This is a genomic window from Acinetobacter sp. F-1 (assembly GCF_022869025.1).
Taxonomy (GTDB): Bacteria; Pseudomonadota; Gammaproteobacteria; order Pseudomonadales; family Moraxellaceae; genus Acinetobacter; species Acinetobacter pseudolwoffii.
This window is the reverse complement of sequence record NZ_JAJKFX010000001.1, coordinates 64,921-80,717: the sequence shown is the minus strand read 5'-3', so window position 1 is coordinate 80,717 and position 15,797 is coordinate 64,921. Positions and strand designations below refer to the sequence as shown.

Below are 15,797 nucleotides of genomic sequence, written 5' to 3'. Positions count from 1 at the left end.
AAAAGTTTGAAACCCTGAGCCAGCGGACACCACCCACCATCTCACTTATAAAAAAATTTCCCATTTCAGCAAAAGTTAAAGCGAAAAGTTAAAGGTTAACCAATGGCACTAAGCGAAAAAATGAAAAAGTTTGCTCAGGCCGTTGTTGACGGCTTAAGCAATAAAGAAGCTGCGATTTCAGCAGGTTATGCAGAAAAGACAGCATCACAGGCAGGCTCAAAATTAAGAAAAGATCCTGAAATTTCTGTCTATATCGAAAAGTTAAAGGCTGATAAAGAAGGTCGAAGTTTAACTTCTGAAAAACCTAAAGTTAAAGCGATAGAAACTTCGAGTTATGAAGATGATGATCCACTTGAGGATCAATACAGCACTGACGATCCTCTCGACTTCCTGATTAACGTCATGAAGAGTGGCGGCAATGAGATGATGCTTCGAGTGAATGCTGCCAGAGCTGCTTTACCTTATGTACATGGCAAAGTTGCTGAAAAAGGCAAGAAAGAAACTAAAGAAGATGCGGCCAAGGCTGCAACAAAGTCAGGCAAGTTTGGCACTTTGAATAACCAATTGCTTAGTTGAGGTGGTTATGATTACAAAACCAAAAGGTGCAACGCATCTTGCAAAAACAATGTTTGGTTGGGCGTATGCTAAGAGTAAAAGTAGGAAGTGGTACGTTCACGTAAATGGCGTATGGAAAGAAGCTTATAGCCAAAATATCAAAGTAAAGCCAATTTAAGCCGCCCGCTTCGGGAGGTTTTTTAATGAGTTAAGTTTATGTCAGCAATGCTCCCAGAATGGACAACCTCCTGCCCAGACTGGGAGGAACGTATTGTCGCTAAAAAGTCACTCATGCCATGCGAACCACTTTTTCCAGAAGTGGCCGATGTAGCAGAGCGGATTTTTAAAGAATTAATCCTTGTCGATGTGATGGGTAGCCCGAAAATGGGTGAGGTCACACTCGATTGGGTAATTGAATTTGTTCGGGCAATCTTTGGTGCCTATGATCCCCAATCTAAACGCCGATTAATCCGTGAATTCTTCTTACTGATTTCCAAGAAAAACACCAAGTCGACGATTGCAGCTGGAATCATGATGGTGGCTTTGATCCTGAATGATCGTATGTCAGCAGAGTTGATTTTGCTTGCCCCCACAAAAGAAGTGGCGGACAACTCATTCAACCCGATCCGGGACTTTATTAAAGCAGATCCTGAGCTTCAGGAGATGTTCAATATTTCTGAGCACACCAAAACAGTCACTCACTTAGGCACCAATGCAACCCTGAAGGTGATTGCTGCTGAAAGTGATGCTGCTGCTGGTAAAAAAGCCTCAATCATCCTGATCGATGAGATCTGGGTGTTTGGCAAAAGACCGCGTGCTGAATCGATGTTTCGTGAAGCAAAAGGTGGTCTTGCATCAAGGCCTGAGGGTTGTGTGATTTATCTGTCTACCATGTCGGATGAAACGCCATGCGGGGTATTTAAGCAGCTGCTGGACTATGCCCGGGATATTCGGGATGGAATCAAGGTTAATCCTCAGTTCTTACCGTTGATTTACGAGTTTCCCGAATGGATGCTTGAGGCAGGTGAGCACTTAAAGCCTGAAAACTTTTATGTCACCAATCCAAACTTGGGTGCATCTGTTGATCTGGATTACCTGATTAATGAGTTTGAAAAGGTAAAAGATGCAGATGAGGCATCACTTCGAGACTTTCTGGCGAAACACTTAAATGTACCAATTGGCCTAAACCTCCGAGCCAACCGTTGGGCAGGTGCTGAATATTGGCTGCAACAATCTAAAAAATTCACCTTGGACAAACTGATTGAGCAATCAGATGTCATTACCTGTGGTATCGATGGTGGCGGTCTGGATGATTTGCTTGGGTTCGCTGTACTTGGTCGCCATAACAAAAGCCGTAAATGGTGGCTCTGGAATCATGCCTGGTGCAATAAAACCGCAGTCGAGCGACGTAAAGAGAACGCGCCAAAGTACGCTGATTATGAAAAAGAGAAAAGCCTGACCATTGTTGAGCGTATCGGGGATGACATTGACCAGCTGGCCGCTATTGCAAAGAAATGCTTTGACTCAGGCAAGCTCGACAAAATAGGACTGGATCCATTGGGATTGGGTGGTCTTTTAGATGGCCTACTCGATGCCGGTATTCCTGAAGACAAGATGATTGCAGTGGCTCAGGGCTTTAAGTTGATGGGTTATATCCTCACCACTGAGCGAAAACTAGCAGAAGGTAATCTTTACCACGCCGGACAGGGCTTAATGACCTGGTGTGTTGGTAATGCACGTGCAGTCATCAAGGGTAACGGCATGATGATCAGCAAACAGGAATCAGGTGTCGGGAAGATCGACCCATTGATTGCCACGTTTAACGCGGTGGCCTTGATGTCTATGAATCCAGAACAGGCCGAAAAAGAATACAACGTCTTCTTTATTTAATTTATTCACTTTCCAAAGCTCGCATTACGCGGGCTTTTTTATTGGGAGAGCCTTATGTCTGCTCTACATAAAACCTTTGGCTCTGTCGAAATTAAGAGCCTTGATGAGCAAAAGCGAACCTTCAAAGGAATCGCAAGTACACCAAATCAAGATCGCGCCAAGGATGTAATGGTGCCAAAAGGTGCGGATTTCGATCTGCCTATGCCTTTACTTTTCCATCATGACCCGCGTTCAGCCATTGGCCATGTGACAAGTGCAAAAGTTACTGCAAATGGCATTGAGGTCGAGATTCATATTCCTGAAATTGAGGAAGATGGCGACCTAAAACGCGAAGTCGATAAGGCATATCAGTCACTGAAATACGGTCTGGTCAAAGGCTTGTCAGTTGGTTTTATCCCGAATTGGGATGAGGCGGAAATGATTAAGGGTGGTGGCATCCAGTTCAACTCATGGGAATGGTATGAGCTTTCATTGGTAACTATCCCGTGTAACCGTGAATCAGAAACAGAATTTTCAAAAGCATTTGAGGAACACAAAGCCGCGTTGGGCGAAAAACCTCAAGACGTTCCAGGTGGCGCTTCATCTGAACAAAAACACGTTGTCGTAAAACTTAATAGCCCAACAAAGGGTGGAGTGAAACTATGAAAGATTATTTAGCTAAGCTGCTTAAAGCATTGTCTGAAAAAAACCAAGCAATGCAAACAGCACTATCAAAATCAGCGGAAGCAGGCAGCACACCCGATGAAGCGACTGAAGCGGAAATTCAGGCGATTGAAAAAGATATCGCTGCGATTGAAGTGAATATTGAACGCACTAAAAAACAAATTGCTGCTACCGAAGCTGCTGCAAAAACCGCAACTCCTGTTGCTGGTCAAACTGCTGAAGAAGCTACAAAATCGGCAAAAGGCGATCCAGATCCTGAAGGCAAAAAGCCAAAAATTGAAATCGTGCCACTCGCTAAAGGTGTTGGTTTTGCTCAATATGCCCGTGCAAAAATCCTGTCACAATTAGCAGCAAAAGAGGGCAACTACAAGTCTGCTCTCGATGTTGCAAAAGAACGTGGCTTTGGCGATGAAGTTCAAGACCTTGTAACAAAAGCAACTTTGGGTACCACTACTGATGCAGGTTTTGCAGCATCATTAGTCACTGAAAACCGCTTAGTTGGTGAATTTGTTGACATGCTTCGTGCTGCAACTGTATTTGACCAACTTACAGGTTTCCGTAATGTGCCGTTCAACTCAAAAATCCCAAGTCAATTGACCGGCGGTACCGCCTCATGGGTAGGTGAAGGTGCTCCGAAACCTCTTACAAACCCAACCTATGGTGAGGTTGAAATCAAAGAGCATAAGCTTGCTGCGATTACTGTCTACACACAGGAATTAATGCGTCGCTCTGATCCAGCTGTAGATATTTTGGTTCGTGATGACTTAATTGAAGCATCAAAAACTTTAATTGATAACACCTTCCTTGACGCTGGTGCTGCTACTGCGGTTCGTCCTGCGGGTGTTTTAAATGGGGTAACAGCCACTCCAAATACAGGCACTACAGCAGCAAATTATGAAGCTGACCTATTGGCTCTAGTGAATAGCTTTGTGACGGCCAACCTTTCACTGGATGGCTCATACTTCGTAATGTCGGAAACACGCGCTGCACAAATCAGCTTGCTTCGTGATGCGCTAGGAAATACCTACTTCCAAGGCATGGCGCTTCGCGGTACTCGTACATTGATGGGTATTCCGGTAATCACATCACAAACAGTCGGCGACAAGATCATTCTTGTGAAAACTTCTGAAATCCTGCTTGCTCAGGATGGTGGTGTGGATGTGTCTTACTCTGATCAAGCAACTCTGGTTGATGGTGGTACGACTCATCACTTATGGCAAGAAAACAAATTTGCGGTACGTGTTGAGAAGTTCATCACTTGGGCGAAACGTCGTCCGATTGCTGCAGCATTCCTGGACTACACACCAACTGGCGGCTAATTAAAGTCACCAAAAAAACAGCTCCTTAATCGGGGCTGTTTTTATATCTAAGCATCACAATTGTTTAGCTATAGGAACAGTCTATGAAGATTAAATATTTAAAGATGACCCACGATTCCAATGTCGGGGATATTAAAGAGATTCCTGATTTTCAGGCAAATGTATTGCTCAAAATTGGTGTTGCAGAGGTCTATACAGAACCGAAAAAAGCAGCACCAAAAGCGAAAAAAGAAGATAAAACCAAAGAATAGGATGTAAAGAATGGGCTTTTTCGGAAATTTATTTGGTAAAAAGAAATCCCTCCAAGGAGTCCATTCAAACCAAGGGTGGACTTCTTTATTTGTACATGAGCCTTATTCTGGTGCTTGGCAAAAGAATGATGAGCTGACCCGGGAAGATCTGGCAGCACATCATGCAGTATTTAGCTGCGTTTCATTGATTTCTCAAGACATTGGTAAGATGCCGATTCTGCTAAAAAAGAAGCAGCAGGGTGTCTGGATTGATCAAGATATTCCAGAGCGTTTCAGTGTTCTAAACAAGCCAAACCACTACCAGACATGGCAGCAATTCAGCGAACAGTGGACCACATCATTACTGCTTCGTGGCAATGCCTATGTGATGAAGGTTCGGGATATCTTCTCAGGTAAAGTTGTTGGGCTAAAGGTATTAAACCCTGACCTGACAAAACCATTGATCAGTGATGCTGGTGATGTCTTTTATCAACTCAACGATGATCGACTCAATCAGACCTCTCATGAGGTGGTGCCAGCATCTGAAATCATTCATGACCGTATTAACTGCTTTTATCATCCACTTGTAGGCTTATCGCCAATTACAGCGTGTGCGGTAGCGGCGGGACATGGCCTAGAGATCCAGAAAAGCCAGCGCCAACACTTTAAAAACAATAGTCGACCAGGTGGAATCCTGATTGCGCCCGGGCCTATTGATCTAGAAAAAGCAGCAGCAATTAAAAAACAGTGGAATGAAAGCTATGGTGGTGCCAACGCCGGCTGCACGGCTGTAGTTGGTGATGGTATGAAGTTCGAAGCCATTTCAGTTTCAGCCGCAGATTCTCAGTTGATCGAACAGATGCGAATGACAAATGAAGTGATTTGCGCTGTTTTTCACGTACCGCAGTTTAAATTGGGTATTGGCACTATTCCAGCAGGTCAGAAAGTTTCAGACCTGAATGAAATTTACTATTCGGACTGCTTGCAAAGCCTGATTGAAGCGCGTGAAAACCTGCTTGATGAAAGCCTTGGTCTGAAGGATGCGAATTTAGAAGCCTTTCTTGATTTGGATACGCTGATCCGCATGGATTCAGTGTCCCAGATGCAGCGACTTAAAGAGGGTGTGGGTGCAGCAATCATGACACCGAATGAGGCGCGTCAAAAGCTTGGCTTAGGCCCATTAGAGGGTGGTGACACGGTTTACATGCAGCAGCAAAACTATTCGCTTGAAGCATTGTCTAAACGTGACCAGCTGGAAGACCCATTCACAGCACGATCTTCTCAGGTGGTTACAGATGGGCTTAAGTCATCATCAGGCAACCTTCAGCAAGAAGCATTGAATGGCGCTCAAGTGACAGCCTTGCAGGGCATCATGAATGCGGTTGCATTCCAAGGGTTGCCACCTGAAAGCGCCAGAAACCTAATTTCAATTGCATTTCCACTGGTAAGTGCAGAGCAAATTGAAGCAATGCTTAAGCCTGTGATTGATGCTAAGGAGGATATGGTCGCAGAGCTTAAAAAAGACGATAAGCCTGATGAAAAAGCATTGTGGCAAGGCATTTTTAAGACTGAAAACCAGTATAAATCAGGCCAGTTTGTGACTCACAAAGGCTCATTATGGCACTGTGAAAAAGATCATTCAGGCGAATTTAGCCATGAAAACTTTAAATTAGCGCAGAAAAAATGGGGTGAAGAATGAGTATTGTAAGTCTTGAAACCCTGAAAGAGCATTTGCGCTATGACGATGATTCAAATGATTTGATGCTTCAGGGTTATTTAGATGCAGCGGATTCAGTGGTGTTGAATTACATCACTGATGAACTTGAACCTGATTACCCTAAAGCAATTCATCAGGCAATTTTGTTGCTGTGCGGATATTGGGACCAGTACCGCAATGCTGAGCAGGAAACGCCGGTAAATGGCAACTTCCTACCGATGCCGGTACAAAGCCTGCTTTATCCATATCGTAAGCCTACAGCGATTTGAGGTGATATATGGCCCAACGTGCCGGCGAACTATGCCACCGTGTAACGATTCAGCATAAAACTACGGTCTATGATGAATACAACTATGAAACCGAAGCTTGGACTGAATTTAAAAGGCTTTGGGGTAAGCTGGATTTCCTTTCTGTCAAAGATTCTCTGAACGCCAAGGCTGCCGGATCAGAAACTACAGCCCGGCTAAAACTGCGCAAGCGTAAAGATATTGATACTGGTATGCGCGTTTTATTTGATGGTCAGACTTTCCAGATCGTGTCGCCACCTAAACCAGACAATGAAAATGGTCGGATTTATATGACGCTGGAGTTGTCATTAGTGGAGTAGGCCATGTCAGTAGAATTTAATATTGAAGGCTTGGATGAAGTTCAGGAAAAGCTTAAAAGACTGGCGAATCCACGCTTGATGAAGAATGCTGCAAGGCGTTCAATGCGTAGAGCGATGGCGATTGTCCGGGATGCGGCTCGGGCCAATGCTAAAAATCTGGATGATCCAGAAACAGCCGAGAAGATCTGGAAAAATATTGCGATTTCAGCAGGTAAAACCAGAAACCCAAATGAAGTGATAATGCGTGTCGGTGTGCGTGGTGGTGCGTCATTCTCCAATCCCAATCCACCCAATACAAGTGGTGGGGACACCCGCCATTGGCGTTGGCTAGAATTTGGCTCTGTGCACAATCCACCAACTCCATTTATGCGCCCAGCACTGCAAAACAACATTCAAGCCGTAACCAATAGCTTTGCTGAAAACTTCAATAAAGAAATCGACAAGGAACTCGCAAAATTATGAACATTTTACCCGTAGTTCCGACTTTAAAATCTGATCCAGCGGTTACAGCATTGCTTGGGAATAGCCCAACCAAGGTGTTTGAGGATATTGCACCACACAAAACACGATATCCCTATGCGGTCTGGTCAGTGGTCACAGCAAATCCTGAAAACAATTTAGATTGCCCGGCAAATCTTGATCATGTGTCATTCCAGATTGTGGTTTATGACACAGATCAACGCAGAGCTTCAAATATTCGTGCAGCAATCCGCAAGGCCTTAGAGCCTCATTGCCATGTCACCAATATCCACCCAAACCACTTTGAGCGCATTGCTGACACTAATATTTTTGGTCGCGGCTTTGATGCGAATTGGTTTTTAGGTAGATAAGTTTTAAATTTTCCACATAGCACCCAATCGGGTGCTTTTTTTATGCCTAAAATTGAGGAGCACTCGCAAATGGCAGAATTACGCACGCAAGGGACAAACGTCTTTGCTTTTGATGGTACCGACATTACGCAACTTGTCTGTGTAACCGGTATTGATCTGGGAAGTGATAGTACTTCAAAAATTGAAACAACCTGTCTTGAAGAAACGAAATCCAAATCCTACATGCCAGGGCTATCTGATCCGGGTGATGGCTCACTCTCGATTCGACTTGATCCAGAAAATGACTCTCACTTAAAGCTTATTCAATGGGCTGAAAATCGTACCGAACTTGAGTTTTATATTGGTGCAAGCGATTCAGTTGCAGTGCCAACAGTAACTACCAATGCTGTAGATCTACCAACTGGCCGCTCATTCTGGTCATTTAAGGGCGCTTTAACTCCAGCAGTACCAACATTTGAAGCGGATTCTATTGTTGGTTATCAATTCACATTGCAGCGCTCAACTGGTGTAACTCTGACTCCAGCAACCGTTTAATCCAAAGCCCCTTTGCTGGGGCTTTATTCTTTCTGGTGAATCATGAAAAAATTAACTTTAAAAGATATTAAATCTGGCGCACTAATGGGTAAGCCGGAGCATGTGACAGTCCAAATTAAAGTTGCTGGTGAAGACGCGGAATTTGATACTCATATTCTGCCATTCAGCTACAGCACAGCAGTAGCTCAAATGAAGGCCTATGGTGAAAACAAAGAGGCTTTAGCTGGTGTTTTGGCAAGTGTTATCTGTGATAAAAAAGGACAACTTGCATTCACTGAAGATGAGATCCGTACCCATTTCAACCAAGCTTTAGTAGACGCACTGTGGTCAAAAATTGTGGATATTAACGTATTGGGAAAGCAATTGAACTCAACCAAGACGACGAAATCCTCATCGAAATCAGCATCGCGCTCGGTAAAACGTACAGTGAAATCGCCGATCTCCCATACCGAGAAATTAAAAAGTACACCGCCTACATTCGAAAATACGGAAGCCTCAACCTTGGAAGAAGATTCGAGCAAGAATTAGCAAGGATTCACCAGTCTATTTTAATGCTGAAAGGCGTTAAGAATGTGAAGTTGCATGACTTGATGACCCATGAAGAAAAGCCAGTAGAGAAGAATCTTGAAGATTATCTGGTGGAGAATTTTGGGAAATAAGAAATCAATACGGATTGGTTTCTTTTTCATCTGATAATTAGTATCTTATCCTGAATAACAAGTGTTCAGGTTTGATCATGTGGCTTATATTAATAATTATTGTAGTGGTCATCGGTGCAATTTTCTTGGCAAGGAAAGCCAGTATACCGGCGGAAAACAAGACTCAAGAATTTCTCAAGACTCAACAAGCTAAAAGCAAAGAGGAGGTGAATGGCAGAAGCTTACCGCCACCATTCCCGATGGGAAGTACCAGGAGAAAGGATGCGAACAAGATTGCGCCTAAGAGAATTTTCCGACTTGATTATGATGGTTCGCATGATTTTGATAACTATCCATTCGAAATTGTTGGCGAATCACACTATCAATCAAATATTGAACGCTTTGCTATAAAAAGAGAGGGGAAGGGCTGCTTTACTGAAGTAGAGGCGAAAATCATCAGGGAGTTTAACAATAGCCACGATAAAAACGCATGTAGGGTGGATATCAAAGGATTAACAGTTGGTTACTTCCCTCGCAATAATGCCGAGAGTTGGGTAAAGCTTTTGGGGCGCTTAAATATGCCTGATAACTCAGAAGTTTATGTTAAGGCTGTGATTGTTGGTGGTGGAAGCAAAGACTATAGCTTCGGGGTAAGATTGGATATACCATCTAGAGTTGCAAATTCTGCTAAATACATAAAAGAAGTTTAAGGTCCTTGTATGAAAAAAATTACTTTATTGGCTTTGGTTGTTGGGTTGGTTGGGTGTTCTAGTCAGCCAAAAATATCTGAGGAAAAAAAACAGCAAGCCGTAGCCCATTTCAAAGCTGATAAGACAATAAAAGATGCTGTTTGGACCTCCGACTCCATGTTTAAGGTTGGAGTTTTGGACAATGGATCAAGCAGGGATGGATTGGCGCAATATGTTTGCCAAGAGTTAAGTGAACTGAATATTTACAAGGTTAGAGTCAAAATTATAGATATCCAGAAACTTGTCTCTACAAACAAATGGATAGATTTAGGGCAAGCAAATTGTTCGTAAAGTCTCAAAATCAATAACCGCCACTAGGCGGTTTTTTTACGCCTAGAGGAAAAGTTATGGCTGGTAAGTTGGGTGTTTTAACATTAAATCTAGTTGCTCGTATTGGCCAATTTGTTGAGCCAATGAAGAATGCCGAAAGACAGACCAAGACTTCAGCAAGCAATATGGCGCGCGATTTCGAGGAGGCTGATAAAGGCATCTCAATGTCTGCAAAAAATATTGGGCTTTCATTGGCTGGGGTTGCGGCATCCTATGTCTCTCTTGATCGACTGATCAACACGCAGCGCACCTTTGATAAGTTAAATGCCGGCTTAATAACAGCAACTGGATCGGCCGAGGGTGCGGCAGCAGCATTTGATTCTTTGCAGAAGTTTGCAAAAGAAACTCCTTATGGCTTGGAGCAGTCTGTAGGTGCCTTTATTAAGCTTACAAACTTGGGGTTAAAGCCATCTGAAGCCGCACTAACATCTTATGGCAATACTGCCGCTGCAATGGGCAAAGATCTTGATCAAATGATTGAGGCTGTAGCGGATGCCACCACTGGCGAGTTTGAGCGATTAAAAGAGTTTGGAATCAAGGCTAGTCAAGAAAATGGCAAAGTGTCACTCACATTTAAGGGACAAACCACCACCATTAGAAATAATGCCAAAGAGATTGAAAAATATCTTCTTAATCTGGGTAATGTAGATTTTTCTGGCGCAATGGAAAACCGCATGAAAACCCTAGATGGGTCTATTGCAAACCTTGAGGACACGATTGATGGATTATTCCTAAAAGTATCGCAATCAGGAATTGGTGATGCAATTAAAGCTGGTGTTGATGGAACTAGTGAGTCATTGGAAACTCTAGGGGATAACCTAGATACGGTTGGTGATATTGCTTTGGTGGTAGGCGCTATATTTGCTGGAAAATATGCCTCTAGTATGGTTGGTAGTATCCAAAAGACAGTTGCGGCAAGCATAGAGCAAAAACAGGCACTGGTAGCTGAGCAGGCTGAAAGCGTAAAACTAATTGGCATTCAAGCACAAAGAGCACGCCAAAATGTGGCCTTAGCTTTAACCGAAGTGAATCTATCTCGCGCAGACTTTAACAATGCCACCACGGCAGCAGCTCGCGCGGCTGCAACTCAGCGATTGACAGCAGCAAACATTGCTTTGGCTATTTCTGAGAAACAAGCTTCTATTGCAACAACTGCCTATACAGCAGCTACAGGTGCGGCAACTGTAGCCACAAGCCGACTTGCGGCAGCAAAGGCGCTTTTGCTCGGATTGACAGGCGGATGGGTAGGACTGGGAATTACTGTGGCTTCTGTAGCGGCAGGCTATTTAATGATGAGAGATGGTGCTGATGAGTCCACTAAATCATTAAGAGAAAATAATGAGTCTGTTGATGATGCAATCAAGAAATATAAGGAGCTTGATGAGGTTAAGCGTCGCGCGCAGCTTGTTTCTGAAAAAAATGCACTTCAGAATCTAGCAAAGGAATACAATGAAGTTAATTCTAAATTAATCACCGCCACCTACTCATTTAGTCGTCATAACGACATGACTTCTGAGCAATCAAAACAGGTTAATGCCTTGATTGCTGAATACAAGAAAACTGGTGATATTGATCAATTTTCAGGAAAAATTAACGCCTTAAACTTTATTAGCCAGACTTCTAAGGATCGATTTAATACTTTAGGTGGGTCTGTAAAAGATGCTGGTAATGAATTTAAAAACCAAAAATCTTTTGTGGATCAGATGGCTCCAGCAGTTAAGGGGGTAGGTGATCAAGCTAAACAGACTGCTATTGAAACTGCAAATCTCAGCGCAGAGATTAGAAAACTTCTTAGTGAAGCAAACCAAACCATTAAAGACTCAGCAATTACTTCCGCTCTAGCAAATCGTGGCTATAACGACACCATGGTTGAGCTGGCTAAGAAGTACCTGAATGTTGAGGGTGCGATTGTTACCAATGCGAAAGGTCAAAAGGTCTTAAAAGACGAACTGAAGACTAAACTTCGCGAGGAATATCAAGCCATCATGCGCTCCAAAAATGCTGTCGATGAGCGCAACAAGGCGGAGGAAAAGAGCAAAAAACTACTTGAAGCTACTGGCAATGCAATGAAGGTGAATGCCAAAGTTGCAGCAAATGCGGCCAAGTATAATTTTGCGGGTATTGAATCTAAAAATGGATTACCGACTGGACTGCTTTCAGCTATCCACATGCAGGAATCAAAGGGAAATCCAAATGCTTACAACAAGAGTTCTGGTGCTACTGGTGGATTCCAGTTTCTGGAAGGCACAGCAAAACAGTACGGTGTAAAAGATCGCTACAACCTTGCGCAATCAGCCGAGGGTGCTGGTAAGTACATGGCCTATCTTCTTGATTTATTCAAGGGTGATCTTGACAAGGCTGTGAGCGCCTATCATGCAGGCGAAGGTAATGTTCAGCGTGGCACCAATATTGGCCCTGTAAACCGCCAGTATGTAAAAAACATTAAAGGCTATTTAGGTGGCTCTAGTGGTGTTTCATTCACAGAAGATTATTCTTTTGATGACTGGATGAAAGAATTGGAGCGCAATATTGCTGAGCAGGAAAAACTTGAGAAAGAGGTGGTCGAAACCAAGAAGGCTATTCAGGTCAGCTACTACAATGAATGGCAAAATCTTGAATTCGAAAATCAGGAGAAAATTAAGAAGATTAATGAGGCTTTCGCTGCCGATCCAACAGAGCGCGACCGTCTTTTAGGACTTCAACAGAAGGCCTATGAAGATGATGTGGCCAACTGGATCAAAGCTCAGGATGAGCGGGTTAAGGCCGAGAATGAGGCTAATCAGAAAATTATTCTAGCGCGTCAAAATGCTTTTGCCATGATGAATGGGCCTTTGGGCGCCATGGTTCAGATGGGAGTGGAGGCCAGCGCTAGGGCATCCATGAAACCAGAGGAGTATCAAAGATGGCAGATGGGTAATGAACAGCAAGATGGCTATTCACAGCTTGCAGACAACCTTTATTCTGCGCGGGAAGGTATTCAGAACGATGAGTACACTACTGATACTGAAAAATATGCCAAGCTGAATGAAGCATACAAGACCTATCTAGATAGTAAAAAGGCACTTTCCGAATCGTATAGCAAGCAGGAGCAAGACTTAGCTCAAGCCCAGTATGAAGGCCAATTGAGCTTATGGGGTAACCTTTTAGGTCAAGCGCAAAATACTTGGTCACAGATGACGCAGGCAGTCAAAGATAGTGAGGGTGAGCAGTCTGGTGCGTTTAAAGCTATGTTCTTGGCACAGCAAATGTTTGCAATGGGCTCCGCTCTAATTAGTACACATTTAGCAGCCACACAGGTGGCCGCTGATGCAACAATTCCTTTCTTTGGTGCCAAAATTGCAGCTTCTAAAGCAATGCTGGCAATGGGTTACGCCAACGTCGGCCTAATCGCTGGTCAAACCATTGCAGGTATGGCTCACGACGGTATCGACAATATCCCGAAAGAAGGCACATGGCTTTTGGATAAGGGCGAGCGTGTTGTTGATAGTCGCACGAATGCTGATTTGAAGAACTATTTGGCTAATCAGAATAGTGGTGGTATAAATTTCACGCAAACAATTGTGATACAGTCTGATGGCTCCACCAAAACTGATAATCAAGGTGATATGAAGCAATTCGGAAGCATGATTGAAACAGCCGTTGTTTCTGTTATTAACAGAGAGTTAAGACAGGGTGGCGCGATTAAGAAAGCAATTAGCAGAGGATAAAATGTCATTAGATAAAGAAATTGAGGTTATTGGGTCTGAGTTGATCAAAGTGTCACTCGATGGTGATTCTGCAACACGCCTACTGGTTGGTAATCTTGTTAATTTTTTAGCCAGCAAGAATATTATCAATCGCGATGAATATCTTGAGTATGTAAAGGAAACGAGAGATTTTTTAAGTAATGGTGCTGAATTAGATGATGAAGCTAAAATCGATATGATTAAGACTACGTTTGATCTTCATATCAATGATTTTCAAAAGCCTGAATAACCAATCTTATTTAATAACCTCCTTCGGGAGGTTTTTTATTGGAAAAAATTCATGAGCAACCAAAAATTCACCTGGTGTAATGACCTAGATGGAAACTCCCAAACATCAAGCTTTAAAGTCCTTCAGTCCAGTTTTGGTGATGGATATACACAGCGAACAAGTGTTGGGATTAACAATCGGTCATCCACATGGGCATACAAAAGGACTGGCAAGAAGGCTTTGATACAAGAGATCAAGGCCTTTTTTGATGCGCATAAAGGTGCTGATTCCTTCCTTTGGGATTCACCACTGGATGGCGAAGTCCGTGTGGTGGCAGGGGATTATATGCCGATCAGTTTAGGCGGTGGTATATGGTCCATCTCCACCACTTTCACACAAGATTTTAAACCTTAACTTCAATCAACTTTATGCCCTCAATCGAGGGCTTTTTTGTGGGCGTAAATTATGGCTAAGCAAACAATCAATCAAGGCACAGCACCAACAGGCGCAGGTGGTGACACGTTCCGTTCAGGCTCAGCAAAACTTCAGGCAAATGATAATGAGCTTTATAGTCAACTTGGTGCGACTGCTCAAGGGGTATTGCCTGCCGCACTTCCAATAAATAAGGGTGGTACCGGTGCAACCACAGCAGCAGCAGCGCGTGCAAACTTGGGTATAAATTGGACTACATCGCCAACCGATACGACAAAGAATAGTCTTTTAAAAGTAGGTGACTTTGGTATTGGATCCTTTATCTCATTAGGCGCAACACCGCTTTCAGATTTACGGGGAGTCGGGACACTCGTTGGCTGGCAACATAACTCCAACGATGCGTTAGCGGCTGGGGATTATCCAGGCTCGTTTACAGAACAGGCGATTATTAACCTATCTATGAATCAGCAGCACCAGAACGCCGTTCAATTAAGTTGTCAAAATAGTGGTGAAATGTTTATACGAGGTGCGAGATTTAATGCCAACTATACTACCTGGTATAGATTACAGAGTTCAAAAAATACTACTGTAGACAGTAACGGTTTTATAAAATCCGCTTCACCGATTGTAGAACTCTATGCAGATCATATCGAGCTAAATGACGAAGCAAAACTGCAAGCAATTACATTTGAGAAGCTAGGTACAGGCGATTACCTAATCAAAGGTTCTAGTGGTTTTGCTCAATCCGGCTGGTATGTAGAACAGCCGAAAGATGCAAACGGCAATGTCTATCACGCCGTCATCTATAGCACCTTAGAAAATGGTGATATTTCCGTTAAGACATACGAACAAAGGATAGATGGCGTTAAGATTGTTCCAGATCTGGACAAGCCAGTAGACGTAAAAGAGAATCGCTTTATTTCTATCCGCTTGCAGGAATTGCCACAACCGGAAAGTGAAGAACCACAACCGGACGCAACCATTACCGACTACCAAGGCAATCCAGCACCAAGCCGATTGCATGAACTGGTAGACGGAACGTGGACAATCAGCGGTGAAAATGCAGCAATCCTAGAAAATGAGCGTTTATCGGCTATGCCAGCTTTAACACGCCGTCAATTCAGATTGGCACTTGTGCTGAATGGTTACAATCTGGCGGATATTGAAACCTTGATCAATTCAATTGAAGATCCAATGCAACGTCAGATCACGATGATTGAATGGCAGGATGCAACCACGTTTGAACGTTTAAATCCTAGTCTGTTATCCATGGCCGATTTGATGGGGCTTGGTGCAGAGCAGGTCAGTATGCTCTGGAATCAAGCTCTCACAATGTAATGGGGTAATTA

19 protein-coding genes are annotated in these 15,797 nt (G+C 43.4%); all 19 read left to right on the top strand.

All coding sequences use genetic code 11. The features are described 5' to 3' along the window. The first annotated feature begins 102 nt into the window (after positions 1-102). Positions 103-576 carry a terminase small subunit gene (locus tag LOZ91_RS00395; protein WP_244782471.1) on the top strand — a complete coding sequence of 158 codons (474 nt, stop codon included), beginning with the start codon at positions 103-105 and terminating at the stop codon, positions 574-576. Between the two features lie 7 nt (positions 577-583). Further along, complete coding sequence (locus LOZ91_RS00390; protein ID WP_244782470.1) at positions 584-733, top strand: hypothetical protein; 150 nt, start codon at positions 584-586, stop codon at positions 731-733. Positions 734-771: 38 nt separating this feature from the next. Continuing rightward, positions 772-2,445 carry a terminase large subunit gene (locus tag LOZ91_RS00385; RefSeq protein WP_244782469.1) on the top strand — a complete coding sequence of 558 codons (1,674 nt, stop codon included), beginning with the start codon at positions 772-774 and terminating at the stop codon, positions 2,443-2,445. A gap of 54 nt (positions 2,446-2,499) precedes the next feature. Then, complete coding sequence (locus LOZ91_RS00380; RefSeq protein ID WP_244782468.1) at positions 2,500-3,090, top strand: HK97 family phage prohead protease; 591 nt, start codon at positions 2,500-2,502, stop codon at positions 3,088-3,090. Next, positions 3,087-4,427, top strand: coding sequence for a phage major capsid protein (locus LOZ91_RS00375; protein WP_244782467.1), 1,341 nt, complete (start codon positions 3,087-3,089; stop codon positions 4,425-4,427). The genes LOZ91_RS00380 and LOZ91_RS00375 overlap by 4 nt, the downstream gene beginning before the upstream one ends. Before the next feature lie 83 nt (positions 4,428-4,510). Continuing rightward, positions 4,511-4,678: a hypothetical protein gene (locus LOZ91_RS00370; RefSeq protein WP_218209083.1), complete on the top strand. Its 168-nt coding sequence runs from the start codon at positions 4,511-4,513 to the stop codon at positions 4,676-4,678. A gap of 10 nt (positions 4,679-4,688) precedes the next feature. Then, positions 4,689-6,356, top strand: coding sequence for a phage portal protein (locus LOZ91_RS00365; RefSeq protein ID WP_244782466.1), 1,668 nt, complete (start codon positions 4,689-4,691; stop codon positions 6,354-6,356). Next, positions 6,353-6,643: a head-tail connector protein gene (locus tag LOZ91_RS00360; RefSeq protein WP_218209081.1), complete on the top strand. Its 291-nt coding sequence runs from the start codon at positions 6,353-6,355 to the stop codon at positions 6,641-6,643. Before LOZ91_RS00365 ends, LOZ91_RS00360 begins: the two co-directional genes overlap by 4 nt. 8 nt (positions 6,644-6,651) lie before the next feature. After that, positions 6,652-6,981 (top strand): phage head closure protein, encoded by a 330-nt coding sequence (locus LOZ91_RS00355; RefSeq protein ID WP_244782465.1) that lies wholly within the window; start codon positions 6,652-6,654, stop codon positions 6,979-6,981. 3 nt (positions 6,982-6,984) lie between these two features. Beyond that, positions 6,985-7,443, top strand: a complete 459-nt coding sequence (locus LOZ91_RS00350) for an HK97-gp10 family putative phage morphogenesis protein (RefSeq protein ID WP_244782464.1) — start codon at positions 6,985-6,987, stop codon at positions 7,441-7,443. Continuing rightward, positions 7,440-7,811, top strand: a complete 372-nt coding sequence (locus LOZ91_RS00345; RefSeq protein WP_244782463.1) for a DUF3168 domain-containing protein — start codon at positions 7,440-7,442, stop codon at positions 7,809-7,811. The genes LOZ91_RS00350 and LOZ91_RS00345 overlap by 4 nt, the downstream gene beginning before the upstream one ends. Positions 7,812-7,880: 69 nt before the next feature. Next, positions 7,881-8,345, top strand: a complete 465-nt coding sequence (locus tag LOZ91_RS00340; RefSeq protein ID WP_244782462.1) for a phage tail tube protein — start codon at positions 7,881-7,883, stop codon at positions 8,343-8,345. 42 nt (positions 8,346-8,387) lie between these two features. Next, on the top strand, positions 8,388-8,873 hold the full coding sequence (locus tag LOZ91_RS00335) for a phage tail assembly chaperone family protein, TAC (RefSeq protein WP_244782461.1): 486 nt from the start codon (positions 8,388-8,390) through the stop codon (positions 8,871-8,873). Positions 8,874-9,081: 208 nt separating this feature from the next. Next, positions 9,082-9,693: a hypothetical protein gene (locus LOZ91_RS00330; RefSeq protein ID WP_244782460.1), complete on the top strand. Its 612-nt coding sequence runs from the start codon at positions 9,082-9,084 to the stop codon at positions 9,691-9,693. Between the two features lie 9 nt (positions 9,694-9,702). Then, entirely contained in the window at positions 9,703-10,023 is a 321-nt protein-coding gene (locus tag LOZ91_RS00325) for a hypothetical protein (RefSeq protein WP_244782459.1), read from the top strand. Between the two features lie 56 nt (positions 10,024-10,079). Further along, the gene (locus tag LOZ91_RS00320; RefSeq protein WP_244782458.1) at positions 10,080-13,769 is read left to right on the top strand and encodes a transglycosylase SLT domain-containing protein; all 3,690 of its coding nucleotides are present in this window, start codon (positions 10,080-10,082) and stop codon (positions 13,767-13,769) included. Between the two features lies 1 nt (position 13,770). Beyond that, positions 13,771-14,037 (top strand): hypothetical protein, encoded by a 267-nt coding sequence (locus LOZ91_RS00315; protein ID WP_225552510.1) that lies wholly within the window; start codon positions 13,771-13,773, stop codon positions 14,035-14,037. Between the two features lie 51 nt (positions 14,038-14,088). Next, the gene (locus tag LOZ91_RS00310; RefSeq protein WP_244782457.1) at positions 14,089-14,430 is read left to right on the top strand and encodes a phage tail protein; all 342 of its coding nucleotides are present in this window, start codon (positions 14,089-14,091) and stop codon (positions 14,428-14,430) included. A gap of 51 nt (positions 14,431-14,481) precedes the next feature. Beyond that, on the top strand, positions 14,482-15,786 hold the full coding sequence (locus LOZ91_RS00305) for a phage tail protein (RefSeq protein ID WP_244782456.1): 1,305 nt from the start codon (positions 14,482-14,484) through the stop codon (positions 15,784-15,786). The last annotated feature ends 11 nt before the right edge of the window (positions 15,787-15,797 follow it).